Below are 18,835 nucleotides of genomic sequence, written 5' to 3'. Positions count from 1 at the left end.
GACTCCGACCCGCCGACCAGTGAAGGGGCCCGCGTTGACCCGATCAGCGACCGCCGCGGCCGCGCCGCCCGAAGAGCCGGGCGCACCCGGCCCCGGCGCCGCGCCCGGCGGTCCCTCCCGAGCCGCCCGCGTCCTGCGCTACCTGGGCGGCCGCCTGCTCACCGCGGTGGTCTCCCTGGTCGCCGTGATGGTCACCAGCTTCTTCCTGTTCCGCATCCTGCCCGGCGACCCCGTCCGCGCGATGACCGAGGGCCGCGAGGTCTCGGTGGCGCAGCTGGAGGAGCTGCGCCGCCAGTTCGGGCTGGACAAGCCCCTCTGGCAGCAGTTCACCGACTACTGCCTGGGACTGCTGAGGTTCGACTTCGGCACCTCCTACCAGTACCGGGTGCCCGTCGCCGAGCTCATCGCCGAGCGCATCGGCCCCACCGTGCTGCTCGCCGGGACCGGGACCCTCGTGGCCGCCCTGCTCGGGCTGGTCCTGGGCACCCGGGCCGCCTGGCGCCGCGGCTCGGCGGGGGACCGCGCCACCACCGCCGTGGCGCTCACCCTGTGGTCGGTGCCCTCCTTCTGGCTGGGGCTGCTGCTCATCGTGGTGCTGGCCTCGGGCGCGGGGTGGCTGCCGGGCCTGTTCCCCACTTCGGGCATGTCCACCCCCGGGGTGCAGGGCGGGTTCGCGTCCGCGGCGGACGTGGCCCACCACATGGTGCTGCCGGTGGCCACCATGGTCGCCGTCGTCTACGCCCAGTACCTGCTCATCATGCGCTCCTCGGTGCTGGACGAGATGGGGGCCGACTACCTGACCACCGCCCGCGCCAAAGGGCTGCGCGACGCCCTGGTGCTGCGCCGCCACGCGGTGCCCAACGCCCTGCTGCCCACCGTCACCCTCATCTTCCTCAACCTGGGGCGGGTGATGGGCGGCGTCATCCTCATCGAGACCGTCTTCGCCTGGCCCGGGCTGGGGTCGCTGTTCTACTCCGGCCTGCGGGTGCCCGACCTCCCGCTGGTCCAGGCGCTGTTCGTCCTGTTCGCGAGCGCGGTGATCGTCATGAACCTGCTGGCCGACCTGGTGTACCCGCTGCTCGACCCCCGGGTGCGCACGTGAGCGCCCCGGCGGCGCCCTCCCGCCGCGCGCTGCTGTGGGCGCGGCGCCGCGCGGCCTGGGGGGAGTTCGCCCGCACCTACGCCCAGAACCGCGCGGGCCTGTTCGGGCTGGCGGCGCTGGCCGCGGCCGCCCTGACGGCGCTGTGCGCGCCGCTGTTCATCGACTCCGCCGAGCTGGCGGTCACCGGTGGGCCGGGCGGGCGGTTCGAGGCGCCCAGCGGCGAGTTCTGGCTGGGCACCGACGCCTTCGGGCGGTCGGTGCTGGCGATGGTGGTGTGGGGCGCCCGGATCTCGCTGACCGTGGGCTTCCTGGCGGCGTTCGTGTCGGTGGCCCTGGGCACGGTCATCGGCATCCTCGCCGGGCACTTCGGGGGCTGGTCCTCCAACGTGCTGATGCGCGTCACCGACTGGTTCCTGGTGCTGCCGTCCCTGGTGGTGGCGGTGGCCCTGGCCGCGGTCATGGAGCGCAGCACCCTGACCATCATCATCGCCATCGGCGTGACCGCCTGGCCCGCCACCGCCCGCGTGGTGCGCGCCCAGACCCTGTCGGTGGAGGCGCGCCCGTTCATCGAGCGGGCGCGTGCGCTGGGCGGCGGCCACCTGCACGTGATGAAGCGGCACGTGCTGCCCAACGTCATGCCGGTGGTGCTCGCCCAGACCACCCTGCTGGTCGCCGAGGCGATCGTGATGGAATCGACCCTGTCCTTCCTCGGCCTGGGCGACCCGTCGACGATCTCCTGGGGCGGCATCCTGCAGGAGGCACGCAACGCCGGGGCGATCAGCTCCGGCATCTGGTGGTACATGGTCCCGCCGGGCCTGGCCATCGCGCTGGTCGCGCTCTCGTTCACCCTGTGCGGGCGGGCGCTGGAGGGCGTGTTCAACCCCAGGCTGAGGGAGCGCCGGTGAGTAAGGACGACGGGGCGCGGACGCCCGACGGGGCGCAGGCCGATGAGGGGCGGGCGGTGGGCCCGGCCCCGCTGCTGCGGGTCGACGGCCTCCGGGTGGACTACCGCACCGCCGGAGGCCGGGTGCCCGCCGTGCGCGGGGTGTCGTTCACCCTGGAGGCCGGCAGCAAGCTGGGCGTGGCGGGGGAGTCGGGGTGCGGCAAGTCCACCATCGCCCTCGCCCTTCTGCGCCTGCTGCCCAAGTCGGCTCGGGTCGGCGGCTCGGTGCTGCTGGACGGCGAGGACGTCTCGGCCATGCGCTGGGGGCGGCTGCGGGCCGTGCGCTGGGCGGGCGCCTCCATCGTGTTCCAAGGGGCCATGCACGCGCTGAACGCGGTGCGCCGCGTCGGCGACCAGGTCGCCGAGCCCATGCTGCTGCACGGCACCGTCCCGCCCGGCGGGGCGCAGGCGCGGGTCGGCGAGCTGCTGGAGGACGTGGGGCTGCCGCGCTGGCGGGCCCGCTCCTACCCGCACGAGCTGTCCGGCGGGCAGCGCCAGCGGGTGATGATCGCGATGGCGCTGGCCTGCGAGCCCCGGCTGATCATCGCCGACGAGCCCACCACCGCCCTGGACGTGATGGTGCAGGCGCAGATCCTGCGGCTCATCGACGACCTGGTGGCCGGCAGCGGCATCGGTCTGCTGATGATCAGCCACGACCTGTCGGTGCTGGCCGACACCTGCGACCGGCTGGCGGTGATGTACGCCGGGCGGGTGGTCGAGGAGGGGCCCGCCGCCGAGGTGGTCGCCGCCGCCCGCCACCCGTACGCGGCGGCCCTCAGCGCGGCCTTCCCCCGCGTGGGCGACCCGGAGTCGCGGATGGCGCCGCGCGGGCTGCCCGGGGACCCGCCCGACCCGGCGGCACTGCCCGAGGGCTGCTCCTTCCGGCCGCGCTGCGCGGTGGCCGAGGAGCGGTGCTCCAGCACCGACCCGGACCTGTGGTCGGCCGGGGACGGCGGCCGCCGCGCCGCCTGCGTCAAGGTGCTGGAGGAGGCCGTATGACCGCCGAACTGCAGAAGAGCGGCCCGCAGGACGGCCCGCAAGGCGCGTCGGGGGACGCCCGCCCGGAGGGGGAGCCGCTGCTCAGCGCGTCCGGGCTGAGCGTGGAGTTCACCGGCCGCGGCGGGCGGGGCACCGCCCGCGCGGTCGACGGGGTCGACCTGGACCTGCACGCCGGGGAGGTGCTGGCGCTGGTCGGCGAGTCCGGGTGCGGCAAGACCACGCTGGCGCGCACCCTGCTCGGGCTGGAGCGGCCCACCGCCGGGCGGGTGCTGTTCGAGGGGCGGCCGCTGGCCTACGGCGCGCGGGCGCTCAAGCGCTACCGGCACCGGGTGCAGCTCGTGCAGCAGGACCCGGCGGGATCGCTCAACCCCCGGCACACGGTCTACGACGCGGTCGCCGAGGGGCTGCGCATCCACGAGGGGGCGACCGCCGACGAGGAGCGCCGGGTGGCCGGCGCGCTGTCCCGCGCCGGGCTCCGCCCGCCGGAGCGGTTCTACCTGCGCTACCCGCACGAGCTGTCCGGGGGGCAGCGCCAGCGGGTGGTGATCGCCGGGGCGCTGGTGCTGGAGCCGGAGGCGCTGGTGGCCGACGAGCCGGTGGCCTCCCTGGACGCGTCGGTGCGCGGGGAGATCCTGCGGCTGCTGCTGGACCTGCGCGCGGACCTGGGGCTGTCGGCGCTGGTGGTCACGCACGACCTGGGCATGGCGTGGAACATCGCCGACCGGGTGGCGGTGATGTACCTGGGCCGGGTGGTCGAGGCGGGCCCGGTGGAGGAGGTGCTGGCCGCGCCGCGCCACCCCTACACGCAGGCGCTGATGTCGGTGCTGCCGGAGTCCGGCGCCGAGGAGCCCCAGGTCCTGGCGGGCGAGCCGCCGGACCCGACCAGGATCCCGGGCGGGTGCCGGTTCCACGCCCGGTGCCCCGTGCTGGCCTCGGGCGAGGCCGAACGCGCGGGGGTGGCCGACGCCTGCAGGACGCAGGACCCGGGGGTGCTCTCCGGCAGCGGCCCGGCGCGGGTGGCCTGCCACTACGCGGCGCTGGGGCGCACCGGGGACTGAGCGGCGGGGCCGCGCCCGGTGCCCGGCGTCAGAGGTGCCCGGTGTCAGTGGGCCCCGCCGACCGACTCGGCCGTGCGCATGAGCCAGGTGCGGAAGCCGTCGGCGTCGCGGAGCAGTCCGGCGGACACGGCGGCGTGCAGTTCGCCCTCGGTGCGCCGCTCGGCCAGGGTCTGGGCGTCGGCGAGGGCGACGGCGTGCACGGTCAGGCGGTGGCCGTCGGGAAGCGCGCGGCGGGCGTCGGCGGCGGTGCCGCGGACCCCCGGCTCCATCAGCAGGTCGGCCAGCGCCCGCTTGGCGCCGCCGTCCCACCAGGCCTGGAAGGGCGGCCAGGCCCCGCGCAGGTGCGCGGCGAGCGGGCCGGCGCCGCCGAGTGAGGAGAAGTGCGGCGGATCACAGCCGGTAGGCCCGTGCGGGAGGCCGCCGCGGGCGGCCTCCCGCCACAGGTCCCTCCGCCATGCGCGCCACTCCTCATGGACGGCCTCCCCGGCCCGGGGCAGGGCGCTCCGGCCGCGGGGCTCGGGTGTGAAGTCGGTGCCGCCGCGGTCCGGCTCGGCGAACCACAGCCAGTTCAGGCTCCACGGGGCGTCGAGGGCGATCTCGGCTGAGGAGGGGCGTATCCGCATGGCGTCACGGTCGCTTCCGTCGGGGCGGTCAGGGGCGGCGGGCGGGCGCCCGCCGGGGGGCCTCCGGCCGCGGGGAGCGGCAGGAGGCCCGGCCGGTCACTGGATCCACTGGGTGTCGTTGGGCCCGAGGGCCGTGCAGACCTGGAAGTTCGACAGGAAGGCCCAGCCGTTGTCGACCATCCCGTCGTAGAGGTCGGTGGCCGGGACCATGCCGTAATAGTCCTGGCTCCAGTCCTGGGAGTCCAGGACCCCTCCGTCTTCGAAGGTCTGCTCGTACCGGGTCTCTCCGGCGCCGATCACGGCCGACTCCCAGCCGTAGAACCAGGCGTTCTCGTTCACGTGGAACCCGGTCCAGACCATGTAGCCCTGGTTGCCGGTGCTGAACAGCCACAGGAAGGAGTAGCCGCAGTCGCCGACGACCAGGTCCTTGGTGTCGACCTCGTCCTTGTTCTCCGTCCAGCGGTCGTAGGCCTCTTCGGACAGCTCGATGCTCTGCCCGTTGTCCAGCCGGGCCGTGGCCCCCTCGCCGTCGGCGGCCGGCTCGGCCGAGACGATGTTCGCCGCCTCCATGGGGACCTGGACGACCTTGTCCGGGACGCCGGCGGGCAGGTCCGCGTCGGGGGCGGAGGGGGCGGGCGAGGCCGAGGCCGGCGCGGCGGCCGCGAGGGCCAGGCACGCCCCGGACAGGGTGACCGCGACGGCGGACCTGGAAGCGGGGGATTTCGGTGAGGGCATCGGGGATCCTCTTCTCGGTCTCCGAGTGAATCGCGTCTCTTCGGTCGTGTGAATCGGAGAAGGGGTGCTCCGGTCCACGCCGACCGACCCTAAGAGGGTCCTGCGGAGCTGTGGAGACCTAGGCGCCTTTCCAGGGAAAAGAAGGGTGATCAGTGTTTTTTGGGTGCGTTGTTCCAGGTCGTGACGGTATCCGTGTCGACCTGGAGGTTCAATATCTCTCCTTTAGAAAGGAATGTGAATTGAGTGGAAGGCGGCGATGGGGGCCTTTTTCGTGAATGCCCGCACGTTGGTCGGGGCGCCGTGAATCGGACCCGCCGCCTCGGTGGCCGGATGCGGACGCGAATTCCGCCCCGCCGGGGTCGCCGGGGGCGCCTGGGGCCGCCTGGGCCGTCCCGGTCTAGGGGGTGTTTCTTGGAGGCTTTTCGATCAGCGAGCGTCGTTCGGGCCCCCGCTGCGCGATAATCGCGAAGCGGCGCAGTAGGGGCGTGGCCGCGAGCCGAAAATGATCCGAGAAACACGCCCTAGTCGTCTTCCGTGGCCAACAGGATCCAGGTGTCCGGTGGCAGCTCGGGGCGGCCGGGGACCTCGCGGCGCTCCTCGCGCCAGTGGTCTCCGGCCGCCGCGTCGGCGACGCGCCGCCAGAAGCGGGCGGCGCCGGGGTTGTCCTCCTGGAAGGCGATCGACCAGCGCCCCGGCCGCAGGCGCAGGAGGGCGAGCGCCGCCCGTATGCCGACCCCGCCGCGCCGTAGGCCCCGCAGGACGAAGAAGGACCCGATGGACGTGGACCCGTCGGAGAGGGGCCGGGTGAGGGCGAACCCGGCGACCGCGCCGTCCGTCCGGATCAGGAGCACCTCACGATCCGGGTCGTCGAAGAAGAGGGGGAGGCGCGGGAAGGGGAAGACGCCCTCCTCATCGGGGACGGCCCCGCGGAACTCGGACATGTCATGCCGCTCGAACTGCCCGAGCCGCTCGATGAGGGCACGGGCCTCGTCCCCCACCGGTTCGACGGTGACGACGGGGGCTGAGGTGCCAGGGGGTACCGGAGTGTCCATCGGTGAAGGATCACATGCCTCGGACGGTGCCCGTGGCGGCGGCGCCGGGGGAGGACCGGCCGTGCCGCCGCCTCCCGGAGGCGCGGCCCCCCATCGCCTCCGCGACCTCCGACAGCACCTCCAGGAACGCCTCCACCGGTGCCGGGAGCGGGGGCGCGCCGAAGGTCACCGCCTCCACCAGGCGCACCCGGCCCGTCGGCTCGGTGTGCAGGCCGTCCCCGTGGTGCGCGCGCAGGGCCAGCTCCGGCAGGGTGCTCACGCCCAGGCCCGCCGCCACCAGCGCCTGCACCGCCACATAGTCGTCGGTGGCGTAGGCGACCTCCGGCTCGAAGCCCTCGGCGGCGCACGCCCGGAGGAGCTGGGCCCGGCAGCGCTCGCACCCGGTGATCCACCGGCGGTCCGCGTGGTCCCGCAGGCGCGCGGGGCGCGCGCCGGTGCGCGGCCCGTCCGCGTCCCGGTCGGCCGCCGGGACGACCAGGTGGATCGGGTCCTCCAGCAGGGGCACCGCGTGGAACCCCTCCGGCGGCGGCTCGTCCTCGTGGCGGAAGACGACCGCCGCGTCGGCCTCGCCCCGGCGCACCGCGGCCAGCGCCTCCGGCGGCTCGGCCTCCACCAGGGCCGCCTCCACCCCGGGGTGACGATCGCCGAACCGCGCCGCCGCCTGCGGCACCAGGACCGCCAGCGCGGAGGGGAAGGCGGGCAGCCGCACCCGGCCCCGGGTCAGTCCGGCGTGCGCGGCCAGCTCGGCGCGGGCCTGGTCGATGCGGCCCAGGATCTCCTCGGCGCGGGCGGCCAGCGCGGTTCCCGCGTCGGTGAGCCGGATGCCGCGCCCGCTGCGCCGCACCAGCGCCACCCCCGCCTCGGCCTCCAAGCGGGCCAGGTGGTGGCTGACCGAGGGCTGGGCGTAGTGCAGCGCCGCCGCAGCGCCGGTCACCGACCCCTCGCGGGCGATCGCGGCGAAGACGCGCAGCCGGGTCTCGTCGAACACGCCCCCACGGTACCGGGTGCCATAGACGCCCCCTATGGATCCACTCGGAACCGGCATTTGTCCTATGGGACGGCCCGGCCAAGGATGGAGGGCATGACCAGTGCGCACGCAGCCACCGAATCCGACGCCCCGCGGACGGCCGCCGAGGGCCCCGCCACCGGGCCCGCCGCCGGCGCCTCCGCCCCCGGCATCACCGGCGTCCTCCGCGCCCGGCGGCTCCTCCGCGGCCTCCTCGACCCCACCCCGCTGCGCTCCTACCCCGCGCTCGACCGCCGCCTGGGGGCGCGGGTGCTCGTCAAGCACGAGAACCTCCAGCCGACCGGCGCCTTCAAGGTCCGCGGCGGCCTCGTCCTGCTCTCCCGGATGACCCCGGGGGAGCGGTCCCGCGGCGTGGTCACCTACTCCACCGGCAACCACGCCCAGTCGATCGCCTACGCCGCCCGCGCCACCGGCGCCCCCTGCACCATCGTCGTCCCGGAGGACCCCAACCCGGTCAAGGCCGAGGCCGTCCGCGCCCTCGGCGCCGAACTGGTCGAGGCCGGGAGCGACCTGGACGGGGCGCGGGTCCGGGCCGAGGCCCTCGCCGCCGACCGGGGCGCCCGCCTGGTCAGCCCCGGCGACGAGCCGGACCTCGTCGCCGGCGTCGCCACGGCCTACCTGGAGCTCTTCGAGGAGGCGCCCGACCTGGACGCGGTCCTCGTCCCGGTGGGCGGGGGCAGCGGCGCCGCGGGCGCCTGCATCGCCGCCCGCGCGGTGGCACCGGGGTGCCGGATCATCGGCGTGCAGTCCGACGCCTCCCCGGCGGCGCACGACTCCTGGCGCGCGGGCGCCTGCACGTCCCGCCCGAACCGCACCCGCGCCGAAGGGCTGGCGACCGGGCGCGGGTTCGCGCTCCCGCAGTCGGTGCTCCGCGACCTGCTCGACGATTTCGTGCTCGTCGGCGACGAGGACATCCGCCGCGCCCAGTGGTGGGCGATGTCCGAGGCCAGGACGGTCGCCGAGGGGGCGGGCGCGGCCGCCTTGGCGGGCGCCCGCGCGGTCGGCGACCGCTTCCGGGGAGGCCGCATCGCCGTCGTGTGCACCGGGGGCAACGCGAGCCCGGAGGAACTGCGCCGCTGCACCGCCCCCGGGTGAGGCGCCGGGCCGGGGCCGCGGGCCCATGTTCACCGGACCGTTCTCCGCTCAGGCGCCCGAATCGGTCCATCGCATGATTCGATGGGGCGAACGGAGAATAGAGGACGGTCGCGCCCGGAGCGATGTCGGCCCGGCGCGCGCCGGGCCCTGACCGACCATCGGTGATCGATCACAAGGGAGCGCCTGTGCCGGCCGACACCCCCATCATCCCGCAGCCGGATTCGACCCCCGAGGCATTGCGGGAGGCGGTGTCCGTACTCGCGCCCCAGCGGCTGGGGGAGTTCCAGCGGGACCTGTCCCGAGCCGAGGCCGACCAGCGCGCCTCGCCGGGCATGCAGCCGATGCGGGTCTTCGCCGCCAAGTGGTCGCAGTTCGCGGCCCTGCACCGGTTCCCCGAGCGCAGCGAGCGGCTGCGCCGCCTGGAGGCCAGCCTGGCCCGGGAGGCCGACCCGGCCAAGAGCCGTGAGGCGATCCGCGCCATCTCCGACCTCCTGGCCGAGGTCGACGCCGAGATCAACGCCCGCGGCGCCCGGAGCGCGCAGCCGAACACCCACTGAGACCCCGCATCCGGACGGGGCGGCTCGGACCGCGCTGAGGCACGGCCGAGGAGCGGCGGGCGGCAGGGCCTCCTGCGCGCCCGGCCCCGACCGATGTCACAGAACGCGCGGACGGAGCGTCGTTCATGGGGACGGCATCCCGCGACGGGGTGCCCGGCACCGCCGTCCCCCACGGAAACGGAGAAGCCGTGTTCGCCGCCTACACCACCGTCACCGTCCTCGGAGCGCTCTTCAACGGCGCCGCCGCCGCCGTCTACCTGATCGGCCACGACTACCCCAAGACCCAGGCGGACATGAAGGGCGTCCCCCGGACGTGGGTGCCGGTGCTGGGCCTGCTCCTCGCGGCGGGCGCCGTGGGGCTGCTGGCCGGGTTCGCCGTGCCGCTCCTGGGGACCCTGGCCGCGTCCGGACTCGTGCTCTACTTCATCGGTGCGATCACCGCCCACCTGCGGGTGGGGTCCCGCGACATCGCCGGCGGGATCGTGTTCCTCGCCATCGCCGCGGCCGCCCTGGTGCTGGGCCTCGCCGCGGGCGGTACCGGGTGACCGCCTCGGGGCCGGTGGACCCGGGGCCCTGGCCGGACGCCTCGCACGACGTTCACGCCGGCCCTCACATCAGCGACCGCTCCTCGGCGTAGTGGCAGGCGGTCAGGTGGTCCGGCGCCCTCGCCGCCAGCGGCGGCTCCTCCTCCACGCACCGGGTGCGCTCCCCTTCGCTCAGTTCCGCGGCGAACTTCGGGCACCTCGTCCGGAAGCGGCACCCCGACGGCGGCGCCGACGGGCTCGGCACGTCCCCCTCTACCAGGATCCGCTGCCGCCGCCGCTCCTTGCGCGGGTCCGGCAGCGGGATCGCCGACACCAGCGTCTGCGTGTACGGGTGCGCCGCCGACGCGAACACCCGGTCGGCCGCCCCCGTCTCCACCACCTTGCCCAGGTACATCACCGCCACCCGGTCGGCGATGTGCCGCACCACCGACAGGTCGTGCGCCACGAACAGGTACGCCAGCCCGTACTCCTCCTGCAGGTCCTCCAGCAGGTTGATGATGCCCGCCTGGATCGACACGTCCAGGGCCGACACCGGCTCGTCCAGGATGAGCGTGCGCGGCCGCAGCGCCAGCGCGCGGGCGACCCCGATCCGCTGGCGCTGCCCGCCCGAGAACTCGTGCGGGTACCGCGCCCCGTGCTCGGGGCCCAGCCCCACCGTCCTCAGCAGGCGCTCCACATCGGCCGCGCCCCCGCGCTCCCGGTACAGGCCGTGGATGCGCAGCGGCTCCGCCACGATCTCGGCGACCGTCATGCGCGGGTCCAGCGACGCGAACGGGTCCTGGAACACGATCTGCATGTCCTGGCGCAGCCGGCGCAGCTCGGCCCGGGGCAGCGCGGAGATGTCGGCGCCCTCGAACTCCACCCGGCCCGCGTCCGGGACCAGCAGCCGCAGCAGCAGCCGCGCCGTGGTCGACTTCCCGCAGCCCGACTCGCCGACCAGCGCCAGCGTCTCGTGCTCCCGCAGCTCCAGCGACACCCCGCACACCGCGTGCACGTCGCCGATCCGCCGCCGCACCACCCCCTTCGACCGCACTGGGAAGTGCTTGACCAGCCCTTCCGCGCGGAGCAGGGGGGTGCCCGGCGCGGGGGAGGGGGCGGGGGCGCGCTCCCCGGGATCCCCGGCGCGGGCGAACACCTCCTGCGGGGTGCGCCCCTCCAGCCGCTCGGCGAAGTGGCAGGCGGCCAGGTGCCCGCCGTCCACCTCGCGCAGGGGCGGCTCCTCCTCGGTGCACCGGGCCTCGGCCATCGGGCAGCGCGGCGCGAACGGGCACCCCGGCGGCGGGGCGAGCAGCGTCGGCGGCGCCCCGGCGATCGGCGCCAGCCGCAGGCCCCGCCCCGCGTCCAGGCGCGGCTGGCTGCCCAGCAGCCCCAGCGTGTACGGCATCCGCGGGCGCTCGAACACCTCCTCCACCGGCCCCCGCTCCACCAGCCGCCCGGCGTACATCACCGCCACCCGGTCCACGTGCCCGGCCACCACCCCCAGGTCGTGGGTGATCAGCACGAGCGCCGCCCCGGTGCGCCGCCGCGCCGCCTCCAGCGCCTCCAGCACCTGCGCCTGCACCGTCACGTCCAGCGCGGTGGTGGGCTCGTCGGCGATGATCACGTCCGGCTCGTTGGCCATGGCGATCGCGATCACCACCCGCTGGCGCATGCCCCCCGACAGCTCGTGCGGGTAGCTGCGCACCCGCTCCTCCGGCCGGGGGATGCCCACCTCCGCCAGCAGCTCCACCGCCCGCGTCCGGGCCTCCGGCTCGCCGACGGCCCGGTGCGCGCGCACCGCCTCGGCGATCTGCCGCCCCACCGTGTACACCGGGTTGAGCGAGGTCAGCGGGTCCTGGAAGACCATGGCGATGCGGTCCCCGCGCACCCGGCTCAGCTCCTCGTCGGGCAGGTGCAGCACCTCCCGCCCCACCACCCGCGCCGAACCGCTCACCTGGGCCCCGCGCGGAAGCAGCCCCATGACCGCCAGGGACGCCACCGACTTGCCCGACCCCGACTCGCCGACCACGCCCAGCGCCTCCCCGGGCCGCAGCCCGAGGCTCAGCCCCCGCACCGCCCGCACCCGGCCGTCCTCGGTCGGGAAGGACACGCGCAGGTCCTCGATCCGCAGGACGTCCTGCGCCTGCTCCACCGCTCCGGCCACCGCTTCCTCCGACGTCATCGGCGCACCATCGTCTGCCGGGGGTCCAGGGCGTCCCGCAGCCCGTCCCCGATGAAGTTGATGACCAGGGCGATCAGCACGATCGTCAGGCCCGGCGGGTAGAAGAGCCACGGCCGGGTGAACGCCGCCGTCTTGGCGTGCTGCACCATCAGCCCCAGGCTCACGTCGGGCGCCTGGATGCCGAACCCGAGGAACGACATCGCCGCCTCCACCAGGATCGCGACCGCGATCAGCAGGGTCGCCGCCACGATGATCGGCCCGGCGGCGTTGGGCAGCAGGTGGCGCAGGATGATGCGGGCGTGCGAGGCGCCCGCCGCCCGCGCCGCCTCCACGAACTCCTGCTCGCGCAGCGACAGCACCACCCCGCGCACCACCCGGGAGATCGGCGTCCAGGAGAACGCGGCGATCACCAGCGCCACCCCGTACCAGGTGGTGCCGCCGCGCACGTTCCCGCCGACCGCCGCCACGACCACCAGCAGCGGCACGATGAGCAGCACGTCCACCAGGCGCATCATCACCGCGTCGACCCACCCGCGGAAGTACCCGGCCACCGCCCCCCACACCGACCCCAGCACGGTGGCCAGCACCGTGACGCTGAAGGCCACCTTGAGCGTCTGCTGCATCCCGCGCATGAGCTGGCCCAGCACGTCGTTCCCGGCGCTGGTGGTGCCCAGCGGGTGCGCGGCGCTCGGCTCGGCGCTGCTCGGGATGTCGGAGGAGACGGTGTGGTCCCACTGCCACAGCAGCGGCCCGGCGAAGGCGAAGGCGGCCAGCGCCGCCAGCACCGCCAGGCTCGCCACCGCCGGCCGGTGCCGGGAGAACCGCGCCGCGACGGTGCGGAGCTGCCCGCGCGGCGCGGGCGCCGCGCCGACGGTGCCGTCCGCGCCTCCTGGGGCCGTGCCGCGCTCACTCATAGCGGATCCTCGGGTCCAGAACGCCGTACAGCAGGTCGGCGGCGAGGTTGGCCAGCACCACCAGCGTCCCGGCCAGCATCAGCCAGCCCATGAGCACATAGGCGTCGCTGGTGCGGATGGCCTCCACCAGCAGGGTGCCCAGCCCCCGCCACTGGAAGACGGTCTCGATGAGCACCGTCCCGGCCAGGATCTCGGCGATGGTCACCGCCGCCACGCTGGTGAGCGGGATGAGCGCGGTGCGCAGCGCGTGCCGCCGCATCACCGTGCGCCGCGGCAGCCCCTTGGCGTGCGCCAGGCGCACGTAGTCGCTGTTGAGCACCTCCAGCATGGCGGTGCGCTGGTAGCGGCTCCAGGCGGCGTACCCGGTGAGCATCAGCGCCAGCGTCGGCAGCACCAGGTGCCCTCCGGCGTCGGCGATCCGCTCCCACAGGCCCATCCCGCGGGTGTCGGCCGAGCTGTCGCCGATCGTGTAGAACACGGTCGTGCCGAGCCGCCCGTTGGCCCACACCCCGGCCTCCTTGATCAGCGCGCCCAGCCAGAAGGTGGGCATGGCCAGCGCGAGGAATCCGATGAAGGTGAGCGTGTAGTCCACCGCCGAGTACTGGCGCATGGCGCTGACCACGCCGGTGAACACGGCCAGCCCCAGTGCCAGCAGCACGGCCGCGGCCACCAGCCGCAGGGTGACGCCCATCCGGGCGGCGACCTCGGCGCCCACGTCGAAGGCGGGGCCGCGCACCGACGGCCCGAACTCGCCCTGCAGCAGGCCGATGTCGCCGTTGCCGCCGATCCCGGTCAGCCACAGCCAGTACCGCTCGTACACCGGCCGGTCCATGTACAGCCGCTCCCGCTCGGCCTCGATGACCTCCTGCGAGGGCGGCGGCTGCTGCACCAGCAGGTCGGCCAGGGGGTCGCCGGTCACGTCGATGAGCAGGAAGGACAGCAGGGAGGCGGCGAGCAGCACCGGCACGGTGACCAGCAGCCGCCGGATCACGAAGACGAGCATGGCTCCGCTCCTGGAACGCCGTCGTCAGTTCGCCGCCATCCCCCACTGGCCGATGTTGTACGTCGCCCGCAGGCTGTGCTGGCGGTTGTCGCGGATGTTGGTGAACCCGTCGGTGACGAAGGAGTAGCGCGGCTCGTCGACCAGCGGCAGCACGTAGGCCTCCTCCACCACCTGGCGCCCCGCCTCGTTCGCGGCCGCGGCGGCCTCCTCCAGCGTGGTGGCGGTGCCCATGCCCTCCAGCGCCTCGTCCACGTCCGCGGAGTCCAGCCCGCCGAAGTTGCTGCCCGACCCGCTGTGCCACTGCTGGCCGGGGTTGATCACGAACCAGGGGCTGCCGCTCCAGCCGAACTGGACGATGTCGTAGTCCTGGTCGCCCAGCACCCCGCCGAGGTCGTCGATGGTCTCGATCTCGGTGGCCACCCCGATCTCCTCCAGCTGGGCCTGGATGATCTGCAGCGAGTCCTGGCGGACCTGGTCGGCGGTGGCGCGCAGCCGGAACGGGCCCACCTGTTCGCCGTCGCGCCTCAGCGTGCCGTCGGAGAGCTCGTACCCGGCCTCCTCCAGGATGCGGGTGGCCTCCTCGACGTCGCCGGTGCCCTGCGGGGAGTCGGCGAACAGGTCCTCGTGGTGGGGGCTGTCGGCGGGGAAGGTGTGGTTGGTCTTGCGCTGGACGTCGGGGAAGGCGGTGCCGTACCCGCGCTCGGCGATCTCCTGGGCGTCGATGGCGGTGAAGATCCCCCGCCGCAGCTCCACGTCCTGCAGCCACTCGTTCTCGGTGTTCAGGTCGATGTGCTCCCAGCCCGCGCCGGGGCCCACGTCGACCGAGACCTCGGGCATGCCGCGCAGCTGCTCGATCACGTCGTCGTTGATCTTGGCGGGGCTGCCGCCGTCGATCTCGCCGTTGGTCAGCGCGGGCACCCAGGTGTCCTCGGCGTCGTTGAACTGGATGACGACGGTGTCCAGGGTGGGCTGCACCTCGCCGTACCAGTTCTCGTTGGGCTCCAGGATGACCTGCGTCTCCAGGTCGCCCTCGACGATCTTGTAGGGGCCGCCGGAGTACTCGGGCACGGTCTCGTTCAGCCACTCGAAGTACGCGCCGACGTCCTCGGGCTCGTCCAGGTCGTAGCCCTGCTCCTCGGCCAGGTGGGCGGGGAGCAGGCCGCCCGCGATCTGGTGCGCGTCGAGGAACCCCTGCCACTCGGGGTTGGACCGCCCCTCCTTGAGGGTGACGGTGACGGTCTTGCCGTCGTCGGAGGCCTCCATCTCCTCCACGTCGTCGTAGATGCCGGGCTGCCGGGAGCGGCACCCCTCGCACCAGCCCTCGTCGTCGCTGGTGGACATCTTGACGGTGGCGATGAAGTCGTCGGCGCCGATGGGGGTGCCGTCGTCCCACACGGCCTTGTCGGTGAAGGTGAAGGAGAAGGTGAACGGGTCCTCGGAGACCAGCTCCGGCTCCTCGGCCAGCAGGTCCATGTTGAACTCGTAGGTCGTGCCGTCGGGGGCCCACTGCCCGGTCTTGGGCATGATCCCGGAGAGCATCTGCAGGGTGTACACGCTGCCGCCCTCGGGGGAGACGGTGGTCCAGGCGCCGGGGAAGTCGCTGACCACCCAGGTGATCTCGCCGCCGTCCGCGCGCTCCCCGGAGTTGCAGGTGTTGGGGTCGGCCTCGCAGTCCTCCCAGACGCCTCCGCCCCCCGTCCCGCCGTCGCCGCCACCGCCGCCGGTGCAGGCGGTCGCGGCCAGGGCGAGCGCGGCCAGGGCGGCCGCCGGACCGGTGGGTCTCGAACTGTTGCGCACGGTCGCCATCCTTCTCCTCGCCGGTCGTACACCCGGGGGCGGTGCGCCGGATCCGGGCGGGGTCACCGACAGCAGAACACCGGGGGCGGCGCGGATATAAGACCGTGGGTGCGATTTGTGACGAATCTGAAACCGCATTATTCGCGAAATGTCGCGCCCGTCCCTTCGTGGCGAAGACCGGGTGTTCAAGGAGGTGGGCGCGGGGCTGGTTCCGTATTTCCGTCCGAAAGCGGCGTTCGTGGGCGGGCGCCTTTTTCGGGGGGTCTGAGGGATCCGGGAGGGCCGCGGGAAGAGGGGTGGGTGTTTCCGGCGGTGTTCGTGGGAAGAACGGGGGTGCGCGGGAATGGAGAATGGAAAAGGGGCGGGTGCGTTCGCACCCGCCCCTTCCCGGGGGCCTCTCCGGCCGCCCGGCTCAGCCCCGGCCGGGCCGGTCGTGCCCGTGCCCGTGTCCATGTCCGGGCCCGTGACCGTTCCCGTGGCCCTTGCCCGGGCCGCCGTACCAGCGCTTGTGCTCCTTGCGGTCGGTCTTCGGGTCCCCGCTCAGCGGGCGGAACCGGACCACCTGCGGGTCGTGGTCGCTGACCTGGTCGTGGAACTCGGAGTTGAGCCGCACGATGTCCAGCCGCGCCCGGTCCGCGACCGCGCCCGACACCAGCACGTGGTCGAGCGCCTGCGAATTCCCGTCGTAGACGTAGGTGTAGCGCTCCTCGGCCGGAAGGTCCTCCATCGGGTTGTGCAGGGCACCGCCGTCGGTGAGCGTCCCCAGCGTCTCGGAGAACCAGAAGTCGTTCAGGTCGCCGACCACCAGCACGTTGGCGTCGGGGTCGGCCGCCTGCAGGTCGTCGACGAACCCGCGCACCAGCTCCGCCTGGGCGTGCCGCTGCACCTCGGAGGAGCGCTCCGGCGGCTGCGCCGTGCCGTGCAGCGCCTCGTCCCCGCCCTTGGAGGCGAAGTGGTCGGTCACCACGAACACGGGCCGCCCCTCGAAGGAGAACTCGCCCACCAGCGGCTTGCGGCTGTTCTCCCAGGCGGCGTCCTTCGGGGCGATCCGGCCGGGCGACACGCTCAGGTGCGTGTCGCCGCCCTCGCCGACCACCTCCACCGGCGTGGTGGCGTCGCCGCCCGGCCGGTCGGTGAAGGACACCCGCTCGGGGTCGAACAGCAGTGCGTTGCGGATGTTGCCGCCCGGCTGCCCGCCGTCCCGCTTGTCCTCGGGGTCGATCAGGCGCCACTCGTAGGACGGGCCGCCCGCGGCCTCGACCGCGCCGGTGAGCATCTCCAGGGTCCGCTCGGCCGACACGGTGCCGTCGTCCGTTGGGCCGCTGTCGTCCTGGACCTCCTCCAGGGACACGATCGCGGGGGCGGCCAGCCCTTCGGCGATCCCCTCGCCCAGCCGGTCGAACTTGGCCTGGTCGTCCTCGGGGGACAGGTTCTCCACGTTGTACGCGGCCGCCGACAGCTCCCAGTCCTCGGCGGGCTCGGCCGCCGTGCGCTCCAGGCCGTGGTCGACGTGCTCGCCCAGCTCGGCCGCCTTCAGCACGTAGCCGCCGAAGCGCGTGTAGTACAGCGGCCCCTGGGTCGGCCCGGCCAGCTCGTCGCCCGTGTTCACCTGGGGGAAGGGGCGCTCGGAGGAGGGGATGAGCGACTCGACCTTCAGCCGCCCGGGGTTGGGGTCGTCGTAGCCGCTGTAGACGGTGCCGCCCCGGGGCGAGGCGTTCCGGTCGGGCTCGGTGGTCACCCACAGCCCGTTGTAGTCGTCGGTCGGGCCGACGGTGCGGGCGTCCTCCACCCGCACCACCATGTGCTCGCGGGACTCCCAGTAGTCCAGTGCGAACGTGCCGGGCTCCAGGTCGTATCCGCTGATGTCGTCGCCCTCGGGGGCGTACCCGGCCGGCACGGTCCCCGGCTCCAGGGCGACCGGAGCGGGCACCTCGGCCCGGCCGGTGACCTCCCAGGAGGCGTCGGCGACCTGGGTGACGGTCTGCAGCCCGTCGCCGGGGGAGTACTCCTGCACCCGGCCGCCGACGGCGACCGTGTCGCCCGGGGCGACGCCGGGTGTGGTGCGGCCGGTGAAGACGAACAGCGCCTCGCTGGTGCGCGGGTCGCCGTCGCCCTCGGGGTCCTGGAACCAGAACCCGCGGGCCGACCCGAAGGCGTTCACGGCGGTGACGGTGCCGGTGACGCCCGCGACCTCGCGCCCGTCGAAGGGGGAGAGGCGGGTGGTGCCCTGGATCTCGTGGATGCGCGGCGCCGCGTCGGCCAGGGCGGCGGCGCCGCCGGACGCGGCGAGGGCGGTGGACAGCGCGACCGCCGTCAGCGGGCGTACGGCACGGGGGAGGGGGAGGCGGGGTGTGGGGGCCACTCCGATCGGCCTTTCCGGATCGCGGGAAGAGCGGGCGTCCGATCATGCCGGACGCCCGTTACGGCACGGAAGCCCCCCGGTGAACGGCCCCCGCTCGCCGACCCCGGGGAGAGCGGCCCTGCGAACGCGGATTCAGGGGCGCTTCTTCCGAGATCAACGGTGAACGCGCCGAACCGCTGCGCGCGGGTGCGCCCGTGGTGCACCATGGGCTGCGTGGACGCTCGACACGTCGCGCTGCTGCGCGACCTCCTCGCCTCGACCCCGTGGGTGGAGCGCGCCGAGGACCTCGCGCGCGGACTGCGCCGCACCCGGAGCCCCGGCGGCCTGATGCTGCTGGGCACCCCCGACGACGAGCCCTGGCACCTCGCCGCGCACCTCGACGACGAGGCGCGCTACGCCGACCTGCCGCAGCTCTCGCCGTCCCTCGTGCGGTGGGAGCCCCCGCCCGGCGCGCCCGCGCACCTGCGCATCGGCCTGGAACGGCTGGAGGACGCCCGGCGCGGGCACACCCTGTTCGTCGTCAACGAGGCCCCCGAGGCGCCGGTGCCGCTGCTGGAGCGGGTGGACGACGCCCGCCGCTCCGGGGCCACCGTGCTCTCCCTCGACCAGGGCGACCCCGAGCTCACCTCCATCGCGCACGAGGCGGTCAGCCTGAGCCCCTCGGGCGACCCGGTCACCTTCGAGGGCATGCAGCACCTGGTCTCCAGCGCGGCGGGGCAGGCCGAGGACCGGCGCAGGGGCGGCCTGCGCGACCGGCTCTCACGCCTCCTCGACCTGGTCAGCGGGCCGCGCCCGGCGGACTAGGGGGTGTTGTGCGGATCACGACCTACTGCGCGACGCCCAGGCACGCCCCTCGCTGCGT

Annotated in this window: 17 protein-coding genes; 8 read left to right on the top strand and 9 right to left on the bottom strand. The window is 74.5% G+C overall.

Annotated features, from left to right (window positions below; translation table 11 throughout):
* The first annotated feature begins 34 nt into the window (after positions 1-34).
* Genes O4U47_RS25580 through O4U47_RS25565 form a run of 4 tightly spaced genes read left to right on the top strand, consistent with a single transcriptional unit; the run spans position 35 to position 4,102 of the window.
* Positions 35-1,102: an ABC transporter permease gene (locus tag O4U47_RS25580; RefSeq protein ID WP_270680527.1), complete on the top strand. Its 1,068-nt coding sequence runs from the start codon at positions 35-37 to the stop codon at positions 1,100-1,102.
* Positions 1,099-2,007: an ABC transporter permease gene (locus O4U47_RS25575; protein ID WP_270680526.1), complete on the top strand. Its 909-nt coding sequence runs from the start codon at positions 1,099-1,101 to the stop codon at positions 2,005-2,007. The genes O4U47_RS25580 and O4U47_RS25575 overlap by 4 nt, the downstream gene beginning before the upstream one ends.
* A gap of 56 nt (positions 2,008-2,063) precedes the next feature.
* On the top strand, positions 2,064-3,044 hold the full coding sequence (locus O4U47_RS25570; protein ID WP_270680546.1) for an ABC transporter ATP-binding protein: 981 nt from the start codon (positions 2,064-2,066) through the stop codon (positions 3,042-3,044).
* Positions 3,041-4,102, top strand: coding sequence for an oligopeptide/dipeptide ABC transporter ATP-binding protein (locus tag O4U47_RS25565; RefSeq protein WP_270680525.1), 1,062 nt, complete (start codon positions 3,041-3,043; stop codon positions 4,100-4,102). The genes O4U47_RS25570 and O4U47_RS25565 overlap by 4 nt, the downstream gene beginning before the upstream one ends.
* Before the next feature lie 44 nt (positions 4,103-4,146).
* Here O4U47_RS25565 and O4U47_RS25560 read toward each other — a convergent pair whose 3' ends face one another.
* The 4 genes from O4U47_RS25560 to O4U47_RS25545 all read right to left on the bottom strand — a co-directional run bounded on the left by O4U47_RS25560 (position 4,147) and on the right by O4U47_RS25545 (position 7,500).
* Positions 4,147-4,725 (bottom strand): hypothetical protein, encoded by a 579-nt coding sequence (locus O4U47_RS25560; RefSeq protein WP_270680524.1) that lies wholly within the window; start codon positions 4,723-4,725, stop codon positions 4,147-4,149.
* A 96-nt stretch (positions 4,726-4,821) separates the two neighbouring features.
* On the bottom strand, positions 4,822-5,460 hold the full coding sequence (locus O4U47_RS25555; protein ID WP_270680523.1) for a hypothetical protein: 639 nt from the start codon (positions 5,458-5,460) through the stop codon (positions 4,822-4,824).
* A gap of 521 nt (positions 5,461-5,981) precedes the next feature.
* Complete coding sequence (locus tag O4U47_RS25550; protein ID WP_270680522.1) at positions 5,982-6,512, bottom strand: GNAT family N-acetyltransferase; 531 nt, start codon at positions 6,510-6,512, stop codon at positions 5,982-5,984.
* A 10-nt stretch (positions 6,513-6,522) separates the two neighbouring features.
* Complete coding sequence (locus O4U47_RS25545) at positions 6,523-7,500, bottom strand: LysR family transcriptional regulator (protein WP_270680521.1); 978 nt, start codon at positions 7,498-7,500, stop codon at positions 6,523-6,525.
* 93 nt (positions 7,501-7,593) lie between these two features.
* Here O4U47_RS25545 and O4U47_RS25540 point away from each other — a divergent pair, with 93 nt between their 5' ends.
* From O4U47_RS25540 to O4U47_RS25530, 3 genes are all read left to right on the top strand, one after another.
* Complete coding sequence (locus tag O4U47_RS25540) at positions 7,594-8,634, top strand: threonine ammonia-lyase (protein WP_270680520.1); 1,041 nt, start codon at positions 7,594-7,596, stop codon at positions 8,632-8,634.
* Between the two features lie 185 nt (positions 8,635-8,819).
* Positions 8,820-9,191 carry a hypothetical protein gene (locus tag O4U47_RS25535; protein ID WP_270680519.1) on the top strand — a complete coding sequence of 124 codons (372 nt, stop codon included), beginning with the start codon at positions 8,820-8,822 and terminating at the stop codon, positions 9,189-9,191.
* Between the two features lie 125 nt (positions 9,192-9,316).
* A complete protein-coding gene (locus O4U47_RS25530; protein ID WP_270680518.1) occupies positions 9,317-9,736 on the top strand; it encodes a DoxX family protein in 420 nt (139 codons plus the stop codon).
* A 64-nt stretch (positions 9,737-9,800) separates the two neighbouring features.
* Here O4U47_RS25530 and O4U47_RS25525 read toward each other — a convergent pair whose 3' ends face one another.
* From O4U47_RS25525 to O4U47_RS25505, 5 genes are all read right to left on the bottom strand, one after another.
* A complete protein-coding gene (locus O4U47_RS25525; RefSeq protein ID WP_270680517.1) occupies positions 9,801-11,897 on the bottom strand; it encodes an ABC transporter ATP-binding protein in 2,097 nt (698 codons plus the stop codon).
* The gene (locus tag O4U47_RS25520; RefSeq protein ID WP_270680516.1) at positions 11,894-12,811 is read right to left on the bottom strand and encodes an ABC transporter permease; all 918 of its coding nucleotides are present in this window, start codon (positions 12,809-12,811) and stop codon (positions 11,894-11,896) included. Before O4U47_RS25520 ends, O4U47_RS25525 begins: the two co-directional genes overlap by 4 nt.
* Positions 12,804-13,814 carry an ABC transporter permease gene (locus O4U47_RS25515; RefSeq protein WP_270680515.1) on the bottom strand — a complete coding sequence of 337 codons (1,011 nt, stop codon included), beginning with the start codon at positions 13,812-13,814 and terminating at the stop codon, positions 12,804-12,806. Before O4U47_RS25515 ends, O4U47_RS25520 begins: the two co-directional genes overlap by 8 nt.
* Before the next feature lie 24 nt (positions 13,815-13,838).
* Positions 13,839-15,620, bottom strand: a complete 1,782-nt coding sequence (locus O4U47_RS25510) for an ABC transporter family substrate-binding protein (RefSeq protein WP_270680514.1) — start codon at positions 15,618-15,620, stop codon at positions 13,839-13,841.
* Between the two features lie 403 nt (positions 15,621-16,023).
* A complete protein-coding gene (locus tag O4U47_RS25505; RefSeq protein ID WP_270680513.1) occupies positions 16,024-17,973 on the bottom strand; it encodes an endonuclease/exonuclease/phosphatase family protein in 1,950 nt (649 codons plus the stop codon).
* A gap of 204 nt (positions 17,974-18,177) precedes the next feature.
* On the opposite strand from O4U47_RS25505, the gene O4U47_RS25500 reads away from it, so the two are divergent.
* A complete protein-coding gene (locus O4U47_RS25500; RefSeq protein WP_270680545.1) occupies positions 18,178-18,777 on the top strand; it encodes a hypothetical protein in 600 nt (199 codons plus the stop codon).
* Positions 18,778-18,835 lie beyond the last annotated feature (58 nt).

Origin of the sequence: Nocardiopsis suaedae (assembly GCF_027706745.1) — a bacterium.
GTDB classification, from domain to species: Bacteria; Actinomycetota; Actinomycetes; order Streptosporangiales; family Streptosporangiaceae; genus Nocardiopsis_A; species Nocardiopsis_A suaedae.
The sequence above is the reverse complement of the archived record's forward strand: the minus strand, read 5'-3'. Positions and strand labels throughout refer to the sequence as shown.

What these genes read in the sequence shown, in the direction of transcription:
- O4U47_RS25555 (WP_270680523.1), bottom strand. Translation starts at nt 5,460, where the DNA reads ATGCCCTCACCGAAATCCCCCGCTTCCAGGTCCGCCGTCGCGGTCACC.
- O4U47_RS25530 (WP_270680518.1), top strand. Translation starts at nt 9,317, where the DNA reads ATGGGGACGGCATCCCGCGACGGGGTGCCCGGCACCGCCGTCCCCCAC.
- O4U47_RS25560 (WP_270680524.1), bottom strand. Translation starts at nt 4,725, where the DNA reads ATGCGGATACGCCCCTCCTCAGCCGAGATCGCCCTCGACGCCCCGTGG.
- O4U47_RS25565 (WP_270680525.1), top strand. Translation starts at nt 3,041, where the DNA reads ATGACCGCCGAACTGCAGAAGAGCGGCCCGCAGGACGGCCCGCAAGGC.
- O4U47_RS25540 (WP_270680520.1), top strand. Translation starts at nt 7,594, where the DNA reads ATGACCAGTGCGCACGCAGCCACCGAATCCGACGCCCCGCGGACGGCC.
- O4U47_RS25525 (WP_270680517.1), bottom strand. Translation starts at nt 11,897, where the DNA reads ATGACGTCGGAGGAAGCGGTGGCCGGAGCGGTGGAGCAGGCGCAGGAC.
- O4U47_RS25550 (WP_270680522.1), bottom strand. Translation starts at nt 6,512, where the DNA reads ATGGACACTCCGGTACCCCCTGGCACCTCAGCCCCCGTCGTCACCGTC.
- O4U47_RS25520 (WP_270680516.1), bottom strand. Translation starts at nt 12,811, where the DNA reads ATGAGTGAGCGCGGCACGGCCCCAGGAGGCGCGGACGGCACCGTCGGC.
- O4U47_RS25500 (WP_270680545.1), top strand. Translation starts at nt 18,178, where the DNA reads ATGGGCTGCGTGGACGCTCGACACGTCGCGCTGCTGCGCGACCTCCTC.
- O4U47_RS25510 (WP_270680514.1), bottom strand. Translation starts at nt 15,620, where the DNA reads ATGGCGACCGTGCGCAACAGTTCGAGACCCACCGGTCCGGCGGCCGCC.
- O4U47_RS25515 (WP_270680515.1), bottom strand. Translation starts at nt 13,814, where the DNA reads ATGCTCGTCTTCGTGATCCGGCGGCTGCTGGTCACCGTGCCGGTGCTG.